This window comes from Glutamicibacter sp. GQ173 (assembly GCF_059759215.1).
On sequence record NZ_JCAXDT010000001.1, the window covers coordinates 433,432 to 456,292 of the forward strand.

Sequence of the window (22,861 nt, forward strand, 5' to 3'; positions counted from 1 at the left end):
AGATTCAAATCGTTTCACTTTCGTCAGCCAGCACCCAGTGCTGGTTGGCTTCATCGATGACATGCTTTTTCAAATTTGAACTGCTTGACCAGCGTGCGATTTGCTCACGCAGGACAGCACGCTTGGAAGCGTCGAGGCTGCCATCGCGGTCTGGATTAGGCACGGCTCCAACGAGAAGCTGGGTGTATGGATGCCTCGGGTTCTCCAGCAGCTGCACGGATTCCCCGGACTCTACAATTCGTCCTTCGTTGAGCACCGCAATTCGATCCGACAAGTAGCGGGCCGAGGCCAAATCATGGGTTACGTACAGGATGGCGATCCCGCGCTCGTCGCGGAGCTTATGCAGCAGGTTCAGGACGCCAATGCGCACGGATACGTCAAGCATGGAAGTAGGCTCGTCCGCCAGGATGACACTGGGCTTGGCTGCCAGGACACGGGCGATGGCGATACGCTGGCGTTGCCCGCCGGAGAGCTCATGCGGGAAGGAGGAGAGCACGTCCGGACTAAGCCCCACGGTGCTGACCAATTTGGCCATTTCGCTGCGCTTCGACTTGAACTCGGGCTGATGCAAAGCCAGGGAACGTTCCAAAATGTGCTCCACGCGAAAGGTCGGATTCAACGATCCGAATGGATCTTGGAAGACCATCTGCACTTCACTGCGGTACTCGCGGGCGGCTGCGCCGTTGAGCCCGGCAATGTTCTGCCCATTAACTAAAACTTCTCCGGAATCCGGAGTCTCAAGCAGGGCCAAGCAACGCGCCAATGTGGATTTGCCAGAGCCCGACTCCCCCACCAGAGCGACGATTTCTCCGCGCTGAATCTCCAGGTCAACATTCCTCAAAGCAGGAACCTTCTTGCGGCTGAAGAGCGATGAGCTGTTGTAGGACTTGCTCAGTGAACGGATGTTCACGGCCGGGCTAATTGCGGTCTTTTCTGTTGTCGTTGTAGTCATAGCGCTTCTCCTTGCGACAGCACTGGTTGATTACTCGGTGCAACCCAATGGCCTTCGCCGATGTCTTCCAAGTCCTGGACATTCGTGAATTTGACGCCTTCTGCCAGTCCAGTGAGTTTGACCTTTGGTCCGTGCAACGGTGGGAACGCACCAAGCAGCGCCTGGGTATAGGGATGGCGGGAACCATGGCGCAGGATGCCTGATGGCGCCAGCTCAACAATGCGGCCTCCGTACATGATGCCAATGCGGTTCGAGAGTTCCAGCATCAACGACATGTCGTGAGTGATAAACAGGATGGCAAAGCCCAATTCTTTTTGCAGTTCACGGATCTGCTCCAGAATCTCTTGCTGCACCACCACGTCCAGTGCCGTGGTTGGTTCATCAAGGATCAACAATCGAGGGTTCAGCGCACAGGCCATGGCAATGACGATGCGCTGACGCTGTCCGCCAGAAAGCTGATGCGGGTAGGCGCGCAAACGCGCTGGATCAATGCGCACCATTTTCAGCAGCTCTTCAGCGCGCTGCATTACTGCGGCACGGGTACCACCACGATGTGTGCGGATCACGTCAACAAATTGCTCGCCAATCCGGGTGACCGGATTCAACGAGTTCATAGCTGACTGGAACACCATGGCGACATTGTTCCAACGCCATGCGCGAAGTTCTGCCTCGGCCATGCCCAACACATCTTTGCCGTCGAAGAGGATCTTGCCGTGGGTGATCCGGGCAGGATCTTTCAATAAGCGCATGATCGAGTTGGCAATGGTCGACTTGCCACAGCCAGATTCCCCGGCCAGGCCAAAGATCTCACCGGAGTGGATGGTGAAGCTGACCCGGTCCGCACCGCGCACGGCACGTTCATCGCTGACGTATTCAACAGTCAGGTCCTGGACTTCCAATACCGGGACGCTCATTTTTCTTCCTTTCGCGCAACGGTAGTTGCCGCGGTGCTCTTCGTTGCGTGTTTTGGACGGCGAAGACGCGGGTTGGTGATTTCGTCTACTGCGTAGTTGCACAGTGCCAGCGCGAATGCGACCAACGCGATAGCAAGACCCGATGGCACAAAAATCCACCATTGGCCGAGCATCAAAGAGCCGTCACTGGTGGCCCAGAACAGGTTGGTGCCCCAGGAGATCGTATTGACATCTCCCAAGCCGAGGAATTCAAGACCGGCCTGTGCGCCGATGGAACCAATGATGCAACCAAGCAATGTGGTCATTACCACCGAAGCCATGTTGGGTAGCATTTCGCGGACCATAACGCGCAGCGGGCGCTCACCCGATACCAGGGCCGCGGCAACATAGTCTTTTCCGCGGATGGACATGGCTTGGGAACGCATGACACGCGCGCTGCCCGCCCAACCGGTAATCACCAGGACAACAATGACCGTGCCAATGCCAGGAGGCATGAAGGCCGCGAGGATCACGAGCAATGGAAGCCCGGGAACCAAGAGGAAAACGTTGGTGACCAAGGACAGTACTTCGTCCAGGCCGCGCCCGAAGTAGGCTCCGCTTAGACCAACCAGGACACCAACTACGGTCGAAAAGATGCCAGCGGCGAAGCCGACAAATAGCGAGGAGCGTGCTCCCCACAAGGTGAGCCCCAGGACATCCTGACCCTTGGCGGTGGTGCCCAGCCAGTGTTCCACGCTCGGCATGCTTGCACCGGCGTTGGTAATCCGGGATGGGTCTCCGGGGAAGATCACGGGAGCAAGCAAGGCCAAGATGATGAAGGCCAGCAAGATGCTGAGGCCAGCTACAGCCTTGCCGTTGCGCAGCAAGGTCCGAACTAATCTGGCGGCACTGATGCGGGCGCGCGCGGAGGTGCTCTCTTCGGCTGTTTGCTCCGCGACGAGGGTCTGAGGATCTGTTACATTCTGGCTCATGATGATCAGCCCTTCCGCACACGAGGGTCAAGCCGGACGTAGACCAGGTCTACGAGGAAGTTTGCAATGAGCACCGCAGCGGTGATGGTCAAGAACATGCCCTGCATCAGCGGGTAGTCAAGGCCTTGGACCGCGCCGAGCAGCTGGTAGCCAACACCTGGGTAAGCGAACACCACTTCCGTCAGCAGCGCGCCGCCGACAATGAACCCGATGCTCATGCCCATGCTGGTGACCGACGGCAGCATTGCATTGCGTGCTGCGTAGTTCAGCATGATGCGTTGCGGACGCAAGCCCTTGGCCTCGGCCATCAAAATGTAATCTTCAGAGTTGGTGGCAATCATGGTGTTTCTCATGCCCAGCATCCAGCCGCCCAATGAGACCAGAACGATGGTCAAAGCGGGCAAGACCAGGTGTGCCGCTACGTCCAGGATGAATTCGAGATTGAACCCCGGAACCAGCCCAACAGAGAAGGCGTGGCGCATCGGTGCAATCCCCATGTTGATTCCAAAGATGTACAGGGCACCCATGGCTAGCCAGAAGTACGGGAATGAGCCGATGAACACCAGCAGTGGTGGTGCCACGGAGTCCAGGAAGCCGCCGCGGCGCCAGGCCGCAAGGATGCCCAAGAGATTGCCGAGGACCACGGCGAAGATCAGTGCCGTTAATCCAAGCAGCAGGGTCCATGGCAGCTGCGAGGCAATGACCTCAGAGACTGGAGTGGGGAAACGGGAGATCGACATCCCAAAGTCGCCAGTCAGGATGCGGCCAAGATAGCCAAAATATTCAGGGATGATGGGGCCGCCGTCAACGCCCATCAACGTTCTAAGTGATTCGACTTGCTGCGGCTCAAGTCGTTGCTGCGATCGCGATAGCATGCGGGTGACGGGATCACCTGGCATCAGCCTCGGGAGCAGGAAGTTCAGGGTGATGGACGCCCAGAAGGCTAGGAGATAAAAGCCCAGGCGTCGTAAGAGGAAACTCATGATGTGTGTCCTTGACTAAGGATCGCAACGCGGTGGGCGGATGGCATCCGCCCACCGCGGGGGAAATGTTGCTAATTCGCTGGTTCCAGGCTGGTGAGCACAAGAACAGTGGTTGGTGCCCGGTTGCTCAGAGTCGCGTAAGGGTTCTCTTCAGTTGGCCAGCCAACGAAATTCTCGGTGGTGTAGGCGCCCCACTCTGGGCCAGCGAACAGTGGAACGACTGGTGCCAGTTCGCTGTAGCGTGCCTGCAGATCATTTACGACCTGCTTTTGTTCGCCTTCATCGCTGGCAGCAACGAATTTGCTAAGTAGCTCATCTGCTTTCTTGTCGCTGAAACGGTGGTAGTTATCGAAGGTTTGCTTGCCTACCGGCTTCACATTCTGGCTGCCCATGAGGTTCAAGTAGTACTGGTACGGGGTTGGCGCGTTGGCGGTCCAAACGATGCCAGTATCAAACTCACCGGTTTCGTAGCTTGCGGTCACTGCTGCCCAGTCAGGGGAATCGACGGTGGCCTTGATGCCTACATCCTGGAGGTTCTGGGCGATGATGTTCGCTACAGAGAGCCAGTCAGAAGAGGTTGATCCTACAGAGATGTCAAAGGTGAAAGGCTTGCCAGCAGGTGTCGTGCGCTGGCCCTGTGCATTCTCCTTGTAGCCGGCCTCGTCGAGAAGCTTCTTGGCTCCTTCAACATCATGCTTGGTCCAGTTGCACTTCTCTACCACTGAAGCGTCGCGCCATTTGTCGTAGTTGCCTGACAGGCCGGTGCAGTCTGCTGGTTCGGTGTAGGCAGACATGCCAACCTTGACTACCTGTTCACGGTCAACTGCCATGCTCAGCGCCTTGCGCACACGAACATCGGAGAATTCCTTCTTGGTGGTGTTCAGCTGCCAATTGATTTCTGCGCCGGTGGTTGGGAACCAGAAGTGGCGGTGCTCTGGATCCTTGTCCACGTACGTGGATTGGATATCGGGCATGTACGTTTGCGTCCAGTCAACGTCACCGGAGATGGCAGCCAAGTTGGCACCGTCGTTTCCGGCGAAGGCGAGCATGCGAATGCCACCGATTTTCTGCTTTTCTGGTTGCCAGTAATTCGGGTTCTTACCCAGTTCGAAGGACTGTGCCTGGAAGTTGGCTACCTCGGTGTATGGGCCGGTGCCGATTGGTTTCGGGTTCTCCTCATTTCCAGGCTTCTTGAACTTTGACCATATATGCGCCGGAACGATAACTTGCTGCCCCAGTTCATACAAAGCCGGAGTGTAGGCCTTCTTGAAGGTGAACTCCACGGTGGAGTCATCTGGAGTCTGGATGGACTTCAAATAGTCGTAGCTGCCAAGTAGCTTCTTCTGCAGTTCTACAGAAAGCTTGACGTCCTTGGAAGTCAGCGTGCTGCCGTCAGAGAACTTAACGCCTGGACGCAGGTTGAAGGTCAAGGATTTGCCGTCCTTGCCTGCGCTCCAGTCAGTGGCCAGCCACGGCACGGTGTCGCCACCTGCTGGGTTGTAAACCAGCATGGACTCATAGATGGACTGGCCGGTCATCGGCGCAGCGTTAGGCGAGAATGGGTTGAAGTTCCTGGAGAAAGTTCCCATGTCTTCCCGCGGAATGGTGAGGAACGCGGCGCTTGCTGTAGCCTCGCCTCCTTCAGTTCCGCCAGGATTAGAAGCGACGCACCCGCTCAAAGCGAGTGTGCCGACCACAGCGGTTGCCGCCACGGCAAGGTGCGCGCGGCGTAAGTATTTGATTATCATTGAAGTTCCTCATCCATTCATGTGATGTGTAGCGGAGGGGAAGCTCATCTTTGGCCGTGCATGGCCACAGATGAACGAATGCGTGGAGGGCAGCCGATGGTAATTTGGCGATTCTCAATCGGTGAGCCCTCTACCATTTGATTCAGTAGAGACACCCCGGCCATACCCAATTCTTCAAAGGGCAAGGCAATGGTTGTCAGTTTTGGTCGCATATGCGGTGCCAGAATTTCTTGATCATCAAATCCGACGATTGAAATATCTTCTCCCACACGCAAACCACGTTCTTTGATTGCGTCATAGGCGCCCATAGCGATCCGGTCATTTCCGCAGAAAATTGCGGTTGGCGGATCAGGCTGGCTTAGTAACGCTTGCGTCCCGTGATATCCGCTGTCGGCTGTTCCATCACCGGGGACGATTTTTGTATCGTCTGGTTCTATCCCGTAGTCACGCAGGGCCTGCTTCATACCGGTTTGGCGCCCGATTTGTGCAGGGATCCCCATGGCAACGGTGATATGTCCAATGTTGGTGTGCCCGGCCTTGGCAAGAATTTCAGCAGCAGCGTAGCCGCCACCGATTTCGTCCGGAACTATTGACGGAAACTCACCGTCAGCGTCGAAACAATTGACCAGTACGCAGGGAACTGATTTTGCGTTGTCCGGCACAGTGATTTGACGGTGCCAAGTGGTTGCAATGATCAATCCTCCGACTTGCTGTTCCAGCAGTTTCTCCACGGCACGTTGATCCATGCCGGGTTCCGCATCGCTAGGCGCGACGAGTAGAAAATTTCCGTCTTTCCATGCTGCCTGTTGTGCTCCTTTGATCACATCAGTGGCAAAGGGCGACGTCGCAATTTCGGTTACCAGACCGAACCAAGAACTGCGTTTGCTGGCCAAGGTTCGTGCGGCTGCGTTGGGGCGGTAGCCCAGTTCGCGGGCCGCCTGGTTGATTCTTTCCCGCGTGGTTTCGGGGATGCTCGATTCCATCCGTCCATTGAGTACAAATGACACCGTTGTTCGGCTGACTCCGGCTGCCTTGGCGACATCAGCCATGGTGACGGACTGCTGGGACATGTCCCCTCCTCCCCTATGAGATCACTGCGTATCCTGCCGTGCAAATGATTTGCTAACACGATTCAGTAACGCGCGTTACTACGCTGAGAAATAAGGTAACCCACATCACTTAGGAGTGTCAAGAAGGTTGGCCTGGGAGGACTCAAACCCATAGTCCGCCGCAATTTTTGGCGCGCAAAGCCCTAAATCGCATGCAGGAGCTTGTAGTGCTTTCATGATCCTGTGTAGGGATTTCGCAACAAGTAGCAACTAACCGGCACTACACAATTCACGACGGAACATGGAACACATTCCACACAAAGCCACTAGTGGGACGTCCAGGAAAACCGCGTAGATTTTTTGTAGCAAGCGCAAAAGGACAGACGTTGATTCGTTTAGTTTCGCTTCATGGAGTCGCGTTCAATGAGCGGCATATCAATCTGGTGCTCGCCAGGCTCCAGGCTTCCCTCGAGCAGCAAATCAACAGCAAGGGCACCCATTTCCTCATAGGGAAGCCGGATAGAGCTCAGCTGCGGTCGCAAGTAGCTGGCAATGATCTCATCATCGAAGGACAGGACCGACAGATCCACTCCCGGGGTCAAGCCCTTTTCGGCGAGCGCTTGGAAGACGCCCATCGCCACACGGTCGTTGGCACAAATTATCGCTTCGGGCTTGTACCCCTCGGAAAGCATCTGCGTTGTGGCTTGGTACCCGTCAGTGGGGTTCCAGTCGTCGAGCACCCAGTGACCCAGAACTTCCAGGTTCGCATCGGACAAGGACCTTCGCAGAGAGCCGAAGCGGCGTGTGATGCTGGGATACGTCCTGGGATCTTTTTCAGCGATTCCAAGCTCGCCGATGACTGCGACGCTGCGAGCACCGGATTCAACGATATGCCGCACCGCTTTAGCGCCGGATTCATTTTCATTGGGAAGAACCGCGGTGCAGGGGCTGTCATCAATGCCGTTGACCAGCACGGTGGGTAATCCAGTCTGGGGAATCTTCAAATCACGCTGACGGGAATCCATGAATCCGAGAATGAGCCCGTCCACATCTCGGTGTGCCATCTGCTTTATGGCTTCAGCCATTTGCTCAGGTTTTCCAAAGGTCTCAGCAATGAGTACCGTATGCTCTCGACTTTCCGCGGCGCGCAGGATGCCAGTGATCATTTCCGAAGCGAAGCGGGTGACCGTCACTTGGTCGGAAATGAAGCCAAGTGTGCGTGTCTTGCCACTGCGCAATGATTGGGCCGCGGCATTTGGACGGTACCCCAGTTCCTTTGCCACCCCGCGGACTCGTTCAGTTGCCTCAGCTGACAGTCGCGATCCCGGCTTGTTATTCAGAATCATGCTGACTGCCGCTTTGGACATGCCCGAGGCTTCTGCCACATCGGCTAGTGTGACCCGTTTTGCTTTGTGCGATTCCACGTTTCCCTCTTGCGAATGACCTAAATGCAATTATTCGACCCTAGCCTATTGCAGGGCTTGGATCACACTGTTAGAGTTTTTTGCTAAATGCATTTAGCAACCACTTATTGAAGGATGGCATCGTTGCCCAAAACTCAGCTGGTCGCGGTGAAGCGACCGCAACTGCACTTCACTGCGAAGAAAAACTGGATCAATGATCCCAACGGATTGTTCTTTGATGGAAAGCAGTACCACCTGTACTTCCAGCACAATCCCAATGGCGTTGGCCACGGCTACATGTCGTGGGGCCACGCGGTGAGCACCGACCTGGTGAACTGGGAAGAATTGCCCATCGCCATCCTGCATGGCGATGTCGCTGACATCTTCTCGGGGTCCATCGTGGTGGACCACGAAAACACCAGCGGCTTCGGCGACGGCACAGTTCCACCGGTTATTGCCATCTACACCGCAGCGGCCAAGGACGAGTCTAACCAGTCCCAGGCCATCGCCTACTCGCTTGATGGCGGGGTATCCTTCACCAAGTACGAGCAGAATCCAGTGCTTGACCGTGGTTCCAAGGACTTCCGAGATCCCAAGGTCATCCGCTACGAATCCGGGCAAGGTTCCTACTGGGTCATGGTTGCTGTTGAAGCCATCGAACGTCGGGTGCTGGTCTATCGTTCTGAGAACCTCAAGGACTGGACCGAGCTATCCAGCTTTGGCCCTCAGTCCGCCATCGCAGGAATCTGGGAATGCCCAGACCTCTTCCAACTGCCAGTAGCCGGCACCGACCAGCTCAAGTGGGTACTGATTGTTTCACTGAACCCAGGAGGCGTTGCCGGCGGCTCTGGTACCCAGTACTTCATTGGAGAATTCAATGGCACCTCCTTCACCCCTGATCAGGATCAACAAGTCCGGGATAGCTTCGAATACGAATCCTTGAAGCAGGGCAACTGGCTGGATTGGGGTCGCGACTTCTATGCGGGCGTCAGCTTCCACGGCCTGCCAGCAGACCAGCAGACAGTCATTGCCTGGATGAGCAACTGGGATTACGCACGGGAACTCCCCCACGATGGATGGCGCGGATCCATGAGCACCGCCCGGCGTCTCGACCTCGTAAAGAATTCTGACGGAAAGTTTGAGATTCGCCAGTGCATTCTTGGATTGCCGGCAAGCGAAGTTGCTGCTGTTGCTCCAGCTGGCGATGGCCGTATCGAGCTTGGCTCCCCTGCCCTGCTTGAGTTGGCCGTTGGCGGCGATGCGAATGGATCAGCGGCCCTTTCCCTGTTCCGTGCTGATGACACACTTATCAGTGAACTCACCATTGAATCCGAATTGATTCAGCACCGCCGCGAAACAGGCAAGGTGGATCATGAGCTCTACGCCTCCAACCAGCGCATGCCGCTGCCAGCGGATTCGGGTAATCTAGCTGTGCAAGTTTTGGTGGACCACGGATCTGTAGAAATCCTTGCGGCTAATGGCCTGCGTTCCCTGACGGATCAGCTGACCGGTGAAGAAGCACCAGCCTATGCGACGCTGCGCGTAGCAACCGGCGCGAGCGTGAGTTTCAAAGTCCTGCCACTCTCGGATAAGTCAGTGGAGCTCAACGCATGAGCCGCATCAACGTATTAGGCGAATCCCTCGTCGACGTTGTCGGCGATAAAGCTCATCCAGGTGGTTCACCGCTGAATGTCGCTGTCGGACTGGCTCGGCTGGGCCACGAAGTTCAGTTCTATACCGAATTCGGACAAGACGCCCACGGTAATCTAATTGCTGGACACCTTGGGCAAGCTGGGGTACATGTGGCCGCAGGCTCAGTGACTGAACGCTCCACGTCCGTGGCACAGGTGGAGATGGATGAGCATGCCAATGCGCACTACAGCTTTGATATCCACCAGCAGATCCCTTCGGTCCCAGTAGCTGAAGGCGCGAATCTGCTTCACACCGGTTCGATTGCGGCGTGGATTGAACCATCAGGAGAATGCATTGTTGACGCTTTCAAGAATGCAACGGACGATGCGCTACTAAGCTACGACCCAAACTTGCGCCCAGATCTTGTTGTGGACCGAGACGCAGCACTACAACGTATCGAATTGCTCATGAGCTTAAGCCATATCGTGAAGCTCAGCGACGTCGATGGACAGTGGCTCTATCCAGATCTAGATGCATGGGAAGTTCTGGAGCACGTAGCTAATCTCGGTCCAGCTTTGGCAGTGCTGACTCAAGGCGGAGACGGGTGTTTGGCTCTTTCGTCCGGTCAGCGATTCGATGCTGCTGCTTCACCTACCAATCTGGTTGACACCATCGGAGCAGGCGACGCGTTCATGTCCGGGTTGCTCTTTGGCCTTCTGGACAAGCCTGGTTTAGCTGAAGCACTTCGTAACGGCGTGGATGCAGACTCTGATGAGGTTGAAGATGTACTTCGTCATGCGTTAACCTCAGCTGCACTGACCGTGGCCCAAGCCGGAGCCAATCCCCCGTGGATTCAAGACTTCTCCCTCGCAATTTCCAAGTAACTTCGCTTCATAGCTTTCACGAAAGAATCCAGGACAATGATGGCTGGCTTTACAACAACTCTGAAAAATCCCACTTACCGCCAAAGCTCATTCTCGATGCTCTTATTCTTCGCATCGTGGGGCATCTGGTGGTCCTTCTTCCAGATTTGGCTCACGAGCGAATCAGCTGGACTGGCTTTGAATGGCGCCCAAGTGGGTACCGTCTACTCGGTGAATTCTCTGGCAACACTGGTTTTGATGTTTGCCTACGGAGCCATTCAGGACCGCCTAGGCATTAGAAAGCATCTGGCCGTCATTTTGGCTTCAGTGACCGCGCTGGTGGGTCCGTTCTGTACTTGGGTTTATCAGCCTCTGCTGCAATCGCACTTCATGACTGGCGTTATTTTGGGTGCCATCGTGCTGTCGATTGGATTCCTTGCAGGTGTTGGCCTATTTGAAGCCTTGACCGAACGCTTCAGCCGTCGATTCAACTTTGAATACGGGCAGGCCCGCATGTGGGGATCCTTCGGCTACGCCGTCGTCGCGCTGGCCGCTGGCTTCCTTTTCACTATCAATCCAGCACTGAACTTCTGGATTGGTTCCGCATTGGGCTTGGTCCACCTCTTGTTGCTGGTCTTCTCCCGCACTGGTGAACCGCCCGTGATCAAAAAGACTGCAGTTGAGGGAATCTTGTCTCCTGCTTCAACTCCGACGATTCGCGATATGCTCAGGCTCTTCCGGTTGCCGAGCCTCTGGCTGATCATTCTCTTTGTGATGCTGTCCTGGACTTTCTACACTGTCTTTGATCAGCAGATGTTCCCTGATTTCTACACCGGGCTCTTTGAAACTCCGGAGATTGGCCAGCGGGTCTACGGCATTCTGAACTCGGTTCAGGTCTTCCTGGAAGCCGCCATGTTAGGCATCGTGCCCCTCGTCATGCGCCGCGTTGGCGTTCGCACTTCATTGCTCCTGGGTGTTTCAATCATGTTCATCCGCATTCTCGGATGCGCCCTGGTTGATGATCCAATCTGGGTTTCGGCAATCAAGATGCTGCACGCCATCGAGACCCCGCTGTTCATCTTGCCCGTTTTCCGTTACTTCACCCTGCACTTCAACCCCGCTTTGTCGGCAACCCTGTACATGGTTGGGTTCCAGGTGTCGGCACAGATCGGCAACGTCATTCTGTCCACTCCCCTCGGTGCCCTTCATGACCGCATGGGATACCAGCAGACCTTCATCACGATCTCGGTCGTGGTTCTGTTTGCTGGCGTGTACGGATTCTTTGCCCTAAAGAAAGACGATCAACAGGTTGATGGTGATCCATTTTTGCGGCACTCAAAAGCTAAGGTTGACGCATAGCTCAACTAGCTAAGGACAACTGCTGCAACAAGGGCTGGCACCCATCAAGAGTGATGGTTGCCCGCCCTTACTCCCTTGGCAACGACCTACTAGTCCAGGTACCAAGGCGGGGTCGGCAGTGAGTCCCGTTTTTCTTAACGAACGCAGTTAGGTAAGTGCCTAGCGGGCACATCTGACGGTAATCGCGGCGAGAAGTAGAAACACTAATGGCACGGCATCAATTGATGCCGTGCCATTAGCGTTGTAACCAACAATTATCCCGATGACTCACCAGAGCGTACATCTCATGGCAATCGAAAATATCTTGATCCGTTTGTTGGACGACGAGTCGTTCGAAGATAAAAATATGAATCTAGTTCAGAACAATGTTCGTCACTGGCTGAGACGAGTCTGTCGCGAAGTCCAGCCCCGATGGAGCAACTCCATCAGCCACTAACTGCGCGCCGAGAGCCGCAACCATTCCACCATTGTCGGTGCACAAGCTGAAAGGTGGAACCACCAAGGCAATACCCGCTGATGCGCACCGAGCCGCGAGCAACTCGCGCAGTCGAGTATTTGCCGCTACTCCCCCGCCAAGAAGCACCGTCTTCAGACCATGCTCTTGCATTGCCCGGACAGCCTTGGACGTGATCACGTCAACAACGGCTTCCTGGAAAGATGCTGCGATGTCTGCCACTGGAATTTCTTCCCCGTTGGCTTCGAAATGCTCTACGCAGCGAGCAACTGCGGTCTTCAATCCGGAGAATGAGAAGTTATGGCGGTGCTTGCCAGGATTCTCTTCGCTACCCACAAACTTAGGCAGGGTCAGTCCTCGTGGGAAGCGGAAAGCCTTGCGGTCTCCATCTTTGGCTGCCTTATCGATGGCAGGTCCACCCGGGTAACCCAGACCTAGCAGGCGAGCAGTCTTGTCGTACGCTTCACCGGCTGCATCATCGATGGTGGAACCCAGCAATTGCACGTCGTTGGTCAGCGACGTGACCTTCAAGATTTCAGTATGACCACCCGATACCAGCAATGCGCCGAAGGTCGGTGGCAGCACTGTTCCTTCAAGCACTCCAACACCAACGTGAGCCACGAGGTGGTTGATTCCGTATAGTGGCTTGCCGGTTGCCAGAGCCAATGCCTTAGCGGCCGAGACTCCCACCATCAGTGCGCCAGCTAGCCCGGGTCCGCTGGTCACGGCAATGGCGTCAATGTCGTCGAGAGTTAACTCAGCGGTGTCCAATGCAGACTGCAAAGTGGGAACAAATGCTTCGAGGTGTGCACGCGCAGCAATCTCGGGAATCACTCCGCCAAAGCGTACGTGCTCATCCATGGAGCTAGAAACTGCGTTGGCCAAGAGGCGGTTACCGCGCACAATGCCCACACCAGTTTCATCGCATGAAGATTCAATGCCTAGAACTATAGGTTCGGTGGTGCTCATGCTTTGTGCTCTTCCTCTTGTCCCTGCAGGGCATCCAATTGCAGTCTCATGATCAATGCGTCAACGCCGCCCTTGTAGTAGCCCACGCGGCGATGAATGGTTACAAATCCCATTGATTCATACAGTCCAATTGCCGTTGGATTATCAAACCGGACTTCCAGCATGACATCCAACGCGTTGCGTTCTTTGGCCGTTTCAACAAGAAGCTTCAGCAGCTTGCGCCCCAGCCCCTGCCCCTGGAATCCAGGGCTGATGGCAATAGTCTGAACATCGCTGATCGGCAAGACAGTGCACAGACCGGCATAGCCAAAAACCTTGCCGTCGCTTTCATACACCCAGTAATTGCGAGTTTCGCTTTGTGCCAGTTCGGATTCGAAGGCAGCCAGTGGCCAGGCATCTTCTGGGAACAGTTCAGTCTCAAGCTGGTGGACCACAGGGATATCACTGACGGTCATCTCACGAAGAATCACGTTCATACTTTAGCCTGCTTCATGAAGGCAGGCACTTGGGCGTCTGACTCTCGCAAATACTGCGGCCCTGTGTCGGCCAGGTCTTTTCCTGCGGCCAGGTCGCGCATGCCTCGTTGTGCCAAATTCTCAGCGTCCGCAATCCAGTCAAAGGACTGTTCTTGCGGGTGCGCTCCAGCTTCTCGAAGCTGCTCGGCATAGATCCCTGCACCAACGCCGAAAACAGGTAGCGCTGGCAGCGTTGATGCCGCCGCTACATGCGGACCGTCAACGATCTGACCGGTTTGGTCGTAGCGAGCCCAGTACACTTCTTTGCGGCGTGCGTCAGAGGCAACGATAAATTCTGCCGGAACGCTATCCGTTGCAAGTACTCGTTCGGCGAGCGCGTGGAGGGACATCACGCCATATACCGGGATGTTCCAGACGAAGCTGAAAGTACGTGAAGCAACAAGGCCAACGCGAAGCCCCGTGAAGGGACCTGGGCCAATGCCAACAAAGATGCCGGCCAGATTTTGGCCTTCTTCGCTGTTTTCGTCCAGCAGATCACGCACGTAGGAGGCCAAGGTTTCTGTTTGGTCATTGCCCTTGGGCGACGTCTTCTGGGCGATAACTGAACCAGTCGTGGACTCGACCAGTGCAACAGAGGCGTGCGCCGAGGTGTCGATGGACAGATAGTTAGGCATGCTTCTCTCCGGTGCGCTGTGCATTGATAGCAGAGCGCAGGTTGTCTTTCAGCTGGGCGAAGTTTTCCGAGTCCCAGCGTGGTCCGATGGCTTTGAGAGCGAACTCCCTGGGCTCATCCAATTCTTCTTCGGATTCTTCCCATGGATTCTCTACGGCTACGACGTTGACCTCGCGGTCCAGAGTGATTTCCAGACGCGAATCCGTAAGATGTTCCACCTTGCCCAGGCCCCACTCCACGACAGTGACCGATTCAGCCAAAGTGGATTCAAGGTCGAGAGTGTCTACGTCATTCTGATCTTTCAGACGGTAGGCATCTACGTGAATCAAGGTAGGACCATCAGCCAACGACGGGTGCTGGCGTGCCAGAACGAAGGTTGGCGAGATGATTCCTTCACGGACATTCAGTCCGACACCCAGTGATTGAGTCAGCGTTGTCTTGCCGGCGCCTAATGCGCCAGTGAGGATCACAAGATCTCCAGCTTTTAGATGCTTGCCTAGCGCTTCGCCTAAGGCTTCGGTCTGCGCAAGGTCAGTGAGCTGGCAGTTAAATTCTTTAATCGCTTCATTCACCGGCTTCACCCCAGCTGCCCTCCACGTAATGGCGCGGCACTCGTGGCGAAATTCGCGTCACCACTTCGTAGTTGATGGTGTTGGCAGCATGGGCCCAGGTATTCACTGATTGGCCTCCTGCGCCAAAGATGATTGCCTCTGCGCCCAAGTAGTCTTCCGGGGAGATCTCTGGGCCAAGGTCGATGACGCACTGGTCCATGGCAATGCGACCCCGTACCGGATAGCTGCGTCCTTTCACCGTCACCGGTGCTCCGGTGCCAATGCGTGGCAGACCATCCGCGTAGCCCATAGGAATCAAGCCCAGGAAGGTTTCGCCTTCGGTCTTGTAGTTCAGTCCATAGGAAACACCTTGCCCGGCATGCACCTTCTTGACGTTGGCCACTCGGGTGACCAGCTTCATGGCTGGGCGCAGCCCGAAACTATCCGGCGAATCATTTTCGAATGGGCTCAGTCCATAGAGGCCCAGGCCGAGGCGAACCATGTCATGGTGCGCATCAGGGCGGGAGAGGATGGCTGGGGTGTTGGCAATATGGCGGACTTCCAAATCGAAGCCTGCCGCTTCCACCAGCTCAATGGCCTTGCTGAACACTTCCAGCTGCTCATCGGTTTCCGGCCGTTCTGGCTCATCTGCCACGGCAAGGTGGGAGAACAGTCCAACGACGCGCAGCAGCCCTTCTTCCTGGAAGACGCTGGCGCGGTTGAGCAAATCCGGGAAGTCATCCATAGTGGATCCGTTGCGTCCCAGCCCGGTATCAATTTTCAGATGAATGCGGGCCGGAGTCTGTACCGAGCGCGCCGCGGCAGCTACCCGTTCTAGTTCCCATCCGGATACTCCAAGGTCAAGGCTGGCATCAACGGCAGCCTCGAATGGGGTGTCTGCGGTATGCAACCAGGCAAGCATAGGGGTTTGGATTCCGGCCTCGCGAAGAGCCAGGGCTTCGGTGACATGTGCGCAGCCGAGCCAGCTGGCACCGCCCTCCACTGCCGCTTTGGCCACTGGGATAGCACCGTGGCCGTAGGCGTCTGCTTTGACGACGGCCATGACTGCAGCGGGGGCCACCAAGTCGGAGATCTGCTTGACGTTGTTGCGGATGGCGGACAGATCTATCACTGCGCGCCGTTCAAATCCGCTGGCCTGTGCACTGCTGGTACTGGTTGTCACGTTGCTTACTTCAAGTGCTTCAGAGTTCACCTAATCATCTTCCCACTTTTCTTTTGCCGTTGCTGTGTTGCGACCTGCGCGGTTGAGCACATCTGCGTTTTAACGCTAGAAGGGGCGGGCCGAAGCATCATGCGATGCTTCGGCCCGCCCCTTGGGAGACGGTTGGCTTGTGCGTCTAGCGCAGGCTCTTCAATTCGTCGCGGATCTGAGCCAGCAGTTCCAGCTGGGGATCGACTTCTTCCTCTGGCTCTTCTTCGCCGGCGGCGCGGCGAGCAGCGAGGTGGTTGTTCAGCTTCTGCATAGGCATAACCAGAGCGAAGTAGACAGCTGCGGCGATGAGCAGGAAGTTGACCAGTGCGGTCAAGAAGACGCCGAACTTGATGTCAACCCCATTGATGTTCAGCAGCAGGAAGCTGTCGAAGTTCGGGGAGCCTACCAATGCGGCGATCAATGGCATCAGCACATTGTCCACAAGGGCGGTAATAACGGCGCCGAAGGCAGCACCGATCACAACAGCAACGGCCAGATCGACAACGTTGCCCTTCATAATAAAATCGCGGAAACCTTTAAGCATGTTTAGAGCATACACAGGCGAATCACAGGATCAAGCACAAATTCCCATATGAAATCGATAAGTTAGGCAAACTCTCAGCTTTTGTTTCCCTGCCGATGAGCTGGTGAATTTTGATCTTCAGATCAGATTTTCCGCAACAGCATTCGCCGCACCGAGTGATCCGCCGATTTTCTCAGAACCAGCTGGGCCCGCCCACGGGTCGGCAGCACATTCTCTTTCAGATTCGGCTCATTGATCCGCTTCCAGATTCCGTGAGCTGTTTCGCGCGCCTCGTCATCGGTCAACTGCGAATAGCGATGGAAGTAGCTGGCCGGATCCGCGAAGGCCCCGGAACGCAATCGCATGAATCGGCTGATGTACCACTCTTCAATGTCATTGGTGCGCGCATCGACATAGACGGAGAAATCGAAGAAGTCGCTCAGCGCCAGGCCCACGGTTCCATCTGGACGGGTCCGCGCAGGCTGCAGAACGTTCAGCCCTTCGACAATCAGCACCTGCGGGCTGCGCACCACATTGCGCTCCCCCGGAACGATGTCGTAGGTCAGATGCGAGTACACCGGGGTGCTGACTTCCGGCACTCCGGACTTCACCGCGGAGACAAAACGCAGCAACGCACGGCGGTCATAGGATTCCGGGAAGCCCTTGCGGTGCATGATGCCACGCCGCTCCAGCTCGGCGTTGGGGTACAGGAAACCGTCAGTGGTGATGAGCTGGACGTCGGGTGTTTGCGGCCAGCGGCGCAGCATTTCCTGCAGCACACGGGCCGTTGTTGACTTGCCAACAGCCACCGAGCCGGCCACGCCGATGACAAATGGCGTGCGGGAGGTCTGCTCCCCCAGGAAAGTAGTGGTGGCCTGATGTGTCGCTCCGGCGCCTTCGACGTAGAGATACAGCAGGCGGCTCAATGGCAGGTAAACGTCCCGGACCTCCTGGAGGTCCAGTTCATCACCGAGGCCACGCAGCCGTTCGATGTCGGAGAGGTTCAACGGCTGTTCCATTTGGTCGGAGAGCCGCGCCCAGGTCTCGCGCTCAAGGTCGACAAAAGGCGAGATGGGTGTTTCAAGTGTTCCGTGTGGTTCCACGAGGTCAAATTCTGCCAAGAATATGCTCCACATCCCAATTAACAGGTTCTTACGTCCGTTGTCCGCCGTGGCCCGCACGCCACCGGGGTGAGCCACTGCACATCGATTTTTGAGGGGTGAAACACGATTGTTCCCGTCGTTGGGCATTGAGCCGGTAGGATTTTACCCATGTGCGGAATTGTTGGATATGCAGGAACCTCGAGCCGAGTCACCGACCACGGTGCCCTCGACGTTCTGATTGAAGGTTTGCGCCGGTTGGAATACCGCGGCTATGACTCGGCTGGTGTCGCTGTTGTCGCCGATGGCGCGATTCACTCTCGCAAGAAGGCCGGCAAGCTGGCCAACTTGGAGAATGAAATTGCTGAAGCTCCACTGCCCCAGTCGATGACTGGCATTGGACATACCCGTTGGGCAACCCACGGTGGGCCAAGTGATGGCAACGCCCACCCACACCTCGCCGATGGTGGCAAGCTTGCCATGATCCACAACGGAATTATCGAGAACTTCGCTAGCATCAAGGCCGAGCTGCTCGCCGAAGGCGTTGCTTTCCTCTCGGAAACCGACACCGAAGTTGCAGCCGCCTTGCTGGGCAAGATCTACACCAACGAAGCCGAAGGTGATTTGACCCGCGCCATGCGGTTGGCCGTTCAGCGCCTGGAGGGCGCCTTCACCCTGTTGGCCGTCCACCAGGACCACCCAGGTGTTGTTGTGGCGGCTCGCCGCAACTCGCCACTGGTCCTCGGTTTGGGCGACGGCGAGAACTTCCTGGGATCCGATGTTTCCGGCTTCATCGACTTCACCCGTCGTGCTGTGGAACTGGGCCAGGACCAGATCGTCACCATCACCCCTCAGAGCCACTCCATCATCGACTTCAACGGCACCCCTGCAGAGGGCAAGGAATTCACCGTTGACTGGGATGCAGCCAGCGCCGAGAAGGGCGGCTTCGCCTCCTTCATGGAGAAGGAAATCTTCGACCAGCCTGCCGCTGTCGCCGACACCCTGCTGGGCCGCTCGGACGCTAACGGCCGCTTGACCCTCGATGAGCTTCGCATCTCTCCCGAAGAGCTGGCGAAGATCACCAAGATTGTGGTCCTTGCATGCGGCACCAGCGCTTACGCCGGCACCGTAGCAAAGTACGCCATCGAATCCTGGTGCCGCATCCCGGTTGAGGTCGAGCTCTCCCACGAGTTCCGCTACCGCGAACCAATCGTGGACGAGAACACCCTGATTGTGTCCATCTCCCAGTCCGGCGAGACCATGGATACCCTGATGGCTGTGCGCTACGCCAAGGAGCAGGGCGCCAAGACCCTGTCCATCTGCAACACCAACGGGTCCACCATCCCGCGTGAATCCGATGCGGTGCTGTATACCCACGCAGGTCCGGAAATCGCCGTGGCCTCCACCAAGGCATTCCTGGCACAGATCACCGCAACCTACCTGCTGGGCCTGTACCTGGCGCAGCTGCGCGGCAACCTGTTCTCCGGCCAGATCAAGGACATCCTTGCCGACCTGGGCAAGATCCCTTCCAAGATCCAGGACATCCTGGACCGCGCTGAAGAAATCAAGACGGTGGCCCGCAAGATGGCTGACACCCCATCGGTATTGTTCCTGGGCCGCCACGTTGGCTACCCGGTAGCAATGGAAGGCGCCTTGAAGCTCAAGGAAATCGCCTACATCCATGCAGAAGGCTTCGCCGCCGGCGAGCTCAAGCACGGTCCGATCGCCCTGATCGAGCAGGACCAGCCGGTCTTCGTGGTGGTTCCGTCCCCGCGCGGCCGCGACTCCCTGCACTCGAAGGTTGTCTCCAACATCCAGGAAGTTCGCGCCCGCGGTGCAAACACCCTGGTGATCGCGGAGTCCGGCGATGAGGACGTCCGCGCCTACGCGGAGTTCGTCTTCTACGTGCCAGAGACCCCAACCCTGCTGATGCCGTTGCTGACCACCGTTCCGCTGCAGCTGTTCGCTTGCGAGCTGGCTTCAGCCAAGGGCTACGACGTGGACCAGCCGCGCAACTTGGCCAAGTCGGTGACCGTGGAGTAATCCACGCGTCGCCCCACGCAAAGAGTCCACACCATTTTGGTGTGGACTCTTTGCTGTTAATTCAAGAAGATCTCGGCAGGACTACTAGCTGGCGTCGTGGTCGGTTTCCAGGACTGCCGCCAGTGCATCCAACGCATCTTGCGCGCCGGCATCTTCGCTGCGCAGCACCACCACTTCCCCGTGCCCGGCGCCCAGGCCCATCAGGGTCAGGATGCTGCTGGCATCGCCCGCGTCTTCCGCCGGCTCGCCCTGGCGTGCAATGGTGATGTCAAAGTCGTAGTCGCTGGCGGCCTCGGCGAAGATCGCTGCCGGACGCGCGTGCAAGCCGACCCTGCTGCCGATGGTGGCTGTACGTTCAATCATGGTGTTGTTCCTTCTCTGGTTGTTGGTTCGTGACAGGCTTCTAGGGCTAGAGCCCGAGCTGATCGAGAATGGGCAGGCCGGCGCGCACCTGCTGCTGGGCTTGCTGTGCGGTACGCGCGTTCAGCGCCAACTCGGCCAGTTCTTGCGCCTGCGCCAGGGTGACCGAGCGCAACACCGAGCTGACCGCGGGAATCGAGCGTGCGCTCATGGACAGGGTGGCAACGCCCAGGCCCACCAGGACCACCGCCATGGAAGGATCGCCTGCGGACTCCCCGCACACGCCGACCGGGCGATGGCCTGCCAGCTGCGCGCCGTCCACCGCGTGCTTGACCAGCTGCAAAACGGCAGGCTGCCATCCAGTGTTCAACGCGGCCAAAGAGCCAAGCTGCCGGTCTGCGGCCATCGCGTACTGGGTGAGGTCATTGGTGCCCAGCGAGGCGAACTTCACCGGTTGCAGCACGTGCCGGGAGTTGAGCGCAGCGGAAGGCACCTCGATCATCACCCCGGGAGTCCTCAGACCGGCGTCAGCGCACATCCGGGCAAAGGCCTCGGAATCCTCGACGGTGGAAATCATCGGGGCCATGACCCAGACCTCGGCGTTGCTCCCGGCAGCGGCCTGGGCGATGGCCTGCAGCTGGCGCTGCAGCACGCCGGGGTTGCTCCAATCCGTGCGGTAGCCGCGCACGCCCAGCGCGGGGTTCGGCTCTGTCGAGTCGGTCAGGAAAGGCAACGGCTTATCAGCGCCGGCATCCAGGGTGCGGACCACGACCTTCTTGCCGGCAAAGGCATCAAAGACCCCGGCATAGGCGGCAGCCTGTTCCTCCACGCTGGGCTCGCTATCGCGTTCCAGGAAGCAGAATTCCGTGCGGAACAATCCAACGCCTTCGGCGCCGTCGGCAGCGGCTTGGCGGGCGCTATCGGCGCCCCCGACGTTGGCCAGCAGCGGCACCGTGTGCCCATCGGCGGTGGCGCCGGTGCCGTCAAAACTCTGCAGCAGGGCCGAGGCCTGCCACCGTTCTGCGGCCTGGCGCTCGGGCTGCCCCGGTTCCAGATGGATCTCTCCGGTGGCGCCGTCCACATAGATCTCGGCATCCCCCGGGATCTGTTCGGCGCCAGCAGCGGCCACCACCGCTGGAAGCCCCAGCGAGCGGGCGATGATCGCGGTGTGCGACTGCGGACCGCCTTCGGAGGTCAGCAGGGCCAGCACCTGCGCGGGATCCAGGGTGGCTGTGTCGGCGGGAGCAAGGTCCTGGGCTACGAGGATGAACGGGGAGTCGCTGTGCGGAATGCCCGGGGCCGGGACGCCGCGCAGCTCGGCGACGATGCGCTGGCGCACGTCCAGCACGTCGGTGGCGCGTTCGGCCATATACCCTCCCAGGGCGCCCAGCTGGGTGGCCACGTTCTGGGCTGAGTCCCAGATGGCCCGCTCGGCAGAGATGCCGGCGGTGATCTTCTTGGCCGCGGTCTTGAGCAGCATGCTGTCCTTGGCCATGAGGGCGGTGGCTTCCAAGACGGCCTTGGCATCTCCCTGGGCGTGACTGGCCCGGTCTTTGAGCTGTTCATGCACGCGTCCAGCGGCCGCTTTCAGCTGCGCAATCGCGTCCTCGGCTGAGACATCTGGTGACAGCCGCTGCTCGGCGTGCGGTTCTTGAACCGGTTGCGGCATGTGGCGGATTGTTCCGATAATGCGGCCGGGGCTGACCCCGACGCCCTTCAAATTTTGCATGGTCGTTCCTTGTCTTGGCGCGGGCGCACCCATCTCCGCTGCAGTGCGGGTATGGTGCGGGTTTCGCGATAAGTTCTTGGCGTTTGCGCGATGCTGTGATTCAATTCATATAACAGCGCTATAAGTGATAGGGTAACGCTTATGAGTTCCAATGACCAGTTGCCTCCGAAAACTCGCCTGTTGCTAGCAGCCACCGAACTGCTGGCGAATGCAGGCAGCGAGCCGGTGTCGACTCGGCAGATCACCAAACTCGCTGGTGTCACCGCGCCAACCCTTTACCACCACTTCGGAGACAAGGAAGGACTGTTCAATGCAGTAGTCACCGCAGGTTTCGAAGAGTACCTGGAAGGCGAACGAGCCATCAATTTGGATTCCAATCCAATCGAGGACATCCGCCGCCTCTGGGATGGCCATGTGCAGTTTGGCCTTGATAAGACCCACCTTTATCTGGTGTTGTTCGGCAACATCCGCCCCGAGAGCCGCCCGGCAATCGTGGCAGAGGCTGAACAGCTGGTGGCCGAACGGCTTAACCGTGCGGCCATAGCCGGGCAGTTGAAAGTTCCACCGCATGAAGCGGCACGCAGCATCATGGCCGCCAACGTCGGCGTCACCCTGATGCTCATCGCCGAATCAGCGGACCGGAGAAATCTGGAGTTGTCCACGATGACGCGCGACTCCATGATCCAGGCCGTGTTCAATGACGAAGCGCACGCCCAGTTCTCCGAACCCACCAATCAGTCCTCCGTCGTCGTTGCCGCTATTGCCTTGAATGCGGCACTGCAGTCTTCGAACTCCAACGAGCTATCCAGTACAGAACTCAAGCTGTTTTTGGAATGGCTTCACAGGATCTCTTCCTCCGGATAGCCTCGAAGTCCCACGACCACCCATAATCTCCA

The 22,861-nt window shown here is 57.4% G+C and carries 21 protein-coding genes; 5 read left to right on the plus strand and 16 right to left on the minus strand.

Features of this window, described 5'->3' with window-relative positions; all coding sequences use genetic code 11:
* Positions 1 to 4 precede the first annotated feature (4 nt).
* From AC6CHO_RS01985 to AC6CHO_RS02015, 7 genes are all read right to left on the minus strand, one after another.
* Complete coding sequence (locus AC6CHO_RS01985; RefSeq protein WP_498213402.1) at positions 5 to 952, minus strand: ABC transporter ATP-binding protein; 948 nt, start codon at positions 950 to 952, stop codon at positions 5 to 7.
* A complete protein-coding gene (locus AC6CHO_RS01990) occupies positions 949 to 1,866 on the minus strand; it encodes an ABC transporter ATP-binding protein (RefSeq protein WP_498213403.1) in 918 nt (305 codons plus the stop codon). Before AC6CHO_RS01990 ends, AC6CHO_RS01985 begins: the two co-directional genes overlap by 4 nt.
* Complete coding sequence (locus tag AC6CHO_RS01995) at positions 1,863 to 2,837, minus strand: ABC transporter permease (RefSeq protein WP_498213404.1); 975 nt, start codon at positions 2,835 to 2,837, stop codon at positions 1,863 to 1,865. Before AC6CHO_RS01995 ends, AC6CHO_RS01990 begins: the two co-directional genes overlap by 4 nt.
* Positions 2,838 to 2,842: 5 nt before the next feature.
* Entirely contained in the window at positions 2,843 to 3,820 is a 978-nt protein-coding gene (locus tag AC6CHO_RS02000) for an ABC transporter permease (protein ID WP_498213405.1), read from the minus strand.
* A gap of 71 nt (positions 3,821 to 3,891) precedes the next feature.
* Entirely contained in the window at positions 3,892 to 5,568 is a 1,677-nt protein-coding gene (locus AC6CHO_RS02005; RefSeq protein ID WP_444662767.1) for an ABC transporter substrate-binding protein, read from the minus strand.
* A gap of 44 nt (positions 5,569 to 5,612) precedes the next feature.
* Complete coding sequence (locus AC6CHO_RS02010) at positions 5,613 to 6,638, minus strand: LacI family DNA-binding transcriptional regulator (RefSeq protein ID WP_498213406.1); 1,026 nt, start codon at positions 6,636 to 6,638, stop codon at positions 5,613 to 5,615.
* Positions 6,639 to 7,012: 374 nt separating this feature from the next.
* Positions 7,013 to 8,041 carry a LacI family DNA-binding transcriptional regulator gene (locus AC6CHO_RS02015; RefSeq protein ID WP_498213407.1) on the minus strand — a complete coding sequence of 343 codons (1,029 nt, stop codon included), beginning with the start codon at positions 8,039 to 8,041 and terminating at the stop codon, positions 7,013 to 7,015.
* Positions 8,042 to 8,164: 123 nt separating this feature from the next.
* Here AC6CHO_RS02015 and AC6CHO_RS02020 point away from each other — a divergent pair, with 123 nt between their 5' ends.
* Genes AC6CHO_RS02020 through AC6CHO_RS02030 form a run of 3 tightly spaced genes read left to right on the plus strand, consistent with a single transcriptional unit; the run spans position 8,165 to position 11,874 of the window.
* Positions 8,165 to 9,634 carry a glycoside hydrolase family 32 protein gene (locus tag AC6CHO_RS02020; RefSeq protein ID WP_498213408.1) on the plus strand — a complete coding sequence of 490 codons (1,470 nt, stop codon included), beginning with the start codon at positions 8,165 to 8,167 and terminating at the stop codon, positions 9,632 to 9,634.
* The gene (locus AC6CHO_RS02025; RefSeq protein ID WP_498213409.1) at positions 9,631 to 10,536 is read left to right on the plus strand and encodes a carbohydrate kinase family protein; all 906 of its coding nucleotides are present in this window, start codon (positions 9,631 to 9,633) and stop codon (positions 10,534 to 10,536) included. Before AC6CHO_RS02020 ends, AC6CHO_RS02025 begins: the two co-directional genes overlap by 4 nt.
* A 39-nt stretch (positions 10,537 to 10,575) precedes the next feature.
* Entirely contained in the window at positions 10,576 to 11,874 is a 1,299-nt protein-coding gene (locus AC6CHO_RS02030; RefSeq protein ID WP_498213784.1) for an MFS transporter, read from the plus strand.
* Positions 11,875 to 12,226: 352 nt separating this feature from the next.
* Here the strand turns inward: AC6CHO_RS02030 and tsaD are convergent, their stop codons facing one another.
* From tsaD to coaA, 7 genes are all read right to left on the minus strand, one after another.
* The gene (gene tsaD, locus AC6CHO_RS02035) at positions 12,227 to 13,297 is read right to left on the minus strand and encodes a tRNA (adenosine(37)-N6)-threonylcarbamoyltransferase complex transferase subunit TsaD (protein ID WP_498213410.1); all 1,071 of its coding nucleotides are present in this window, start codon (positions 13,295 to 13,297) and stop codon (positions 12,227 to 12,229) included.
* A complete protein-coding gene (rimI, locus tag AC6CHO_RS02040) occupies positions 13,294 to 13,767 on the minus strand; it encodes a ribosomal protein S18-alanine N-acetyltransferase (RefSeq protein ID WP_498213411.1) in 474 nt (157 codons plus the stop codon). The genes tsaD and rimI overlap by 4 nt, the downstream gene beginning before the upstream one ends.
* Before the next feature lie 2 nt (positions 13,768 to 13,769).
* Positions 13,770 to 14,447, minus strand: a complete 678-nt coding sequence (gene tsaB, locus AC6CHO_RS02045) for a tRNA (adenosine(37)-N6)-threonylcarbamoyltransferase complex dimerization subunit type 1 TsaB (protein ID WP_498213412.1) — start codon at positions 14,445 to 14,447, stop codon at positions 13,770 to 13,772.
* The gene (gene tsaE, locus AC6CHO_RS02050; protein ID WP_498213413.1) at positions 14,440 to 15,018 is read right to left on the minus strand and encodes a tRNA (adenosine(37)-N6)-threonylcarbamoyltransferase complex ATPase subunit type 1 TsaE; all 579 of its coding nucleotides are present in this window, start codon (positions 15,016 to 15,018) and stop codon (positions 14,440 to 14,442) included. The genes tsaB and tsaE overlap by 8 nt, the downstream gene beginning before the upstream one ends.
* Positions 15,011 to 16,210 carry an alanine racemase gene (alr, locus tag AC6CHO_RS02055; protein WP_498213414.1) on the minus strand — a complete coding sequence of 400 codons (1,200 nt, stop codon included), beginning with the start codon at positions 16,208 to 16,210 and terminating at the stop codon, positions 15,011 to 15,013. Before alr ends, tsaE begins: the two co-directional genes overlap by 8 nt.
* Before the next feature lie 145 nt (positions 16,211 to 16,355).
* Positions 16,356 to 16,754: a large conductance mechanosensitive channel protein MscL gene (mscL, locus tag AC6CHO_RS02060; RefSeq protein WP_498213415.1), complete on the minus strand. Its 399-nt coding sequence runs from the start codon at positions 16,752 to 16,754 to the stop codon at positions 16,356 to 16,358.
* A gap of 122 nt (positions 16,755 to 16,876) precedes the next feature.
* The gene (coaA, locus tag AC6CHO_RS02065) at positions 16,877 to 17,836 is read right to left on the minus strand and encodes a type I pantothenate kinase (protein WP_498213785.1); all 960 of its coding nucleotides are present in this window, start codon (positions 17,834 to 17,836) and stop codon (positions 16,877 to 16,879) included.
* Positions 17,837 to 18,004: 168 nt separating this feature from the next.
* On the opposite strand from coaA, the gene glmS reads away from it, so the two are divergent.
* The gene (gene glmS, locus AC6CHO_RS02070) at positions 18,005 to 19,876 is read left to right on the plus strand and encodes a glutamine--fructose-6-phosphate transaminase (isomerizing) (protein ID WP_146275699.1); all 1,872 of its coding nucleotides are present in this window, start codon (positions 18,005 to 18,007) and stop codon (positions 19,874 to 19,876) included.
* 84 nt (positions 19,877 to 19,960) lie between these two features.
* Here glmS and AC6CHO_RS02075 read toward each other — a convergent pair whose 3' ends face one another.
* The gene (locus AC6CHO_RS02075) at positions 19,961 to 20,239 is read right to left on the minus strand and encodes an HPr family phosphocarrier protein (RefSeq protein WP_498213417.1); all 279 of its coding nucleotides are present in this window, start codon (positions 20,237 to 20,239) and stop codon (positions 19,961 to 19,963) included.
* Between the two features lie 46 nt (positions 20,240 to 20,285).
* Positions 20,286 to 21,965, minus strand: a complete 1,680-nt coding sequence (gene ptsP, locus AC6CHO_RS02080; protein ID WP_498213419.1) for a phosphoenolpyruvate--protein phosphotransferase — start codon at positions 21,963 to 21,965, stop codon at positions 20,286 to 20,288.
* 141 nt (positions 21,966 to 22,106) lie between these two features.
* Between ptsP and AC6CHO_RS02085 the strand changes: the two genes are divergently transcribed.
* Positions 22,107 to 22,829, plus strand: a complete 723-nt coding sequence (locus tag AC6CHO_RS02085; protein WP_444662742.1) for a TetR/AcrR family transcriptional regulator — start codon at positions 22,107 to 22,109, stop codon at positions 22,827 to 22,829.
* Positions 22,830 to 22,861: the final 32 nt, after the last annotated feature.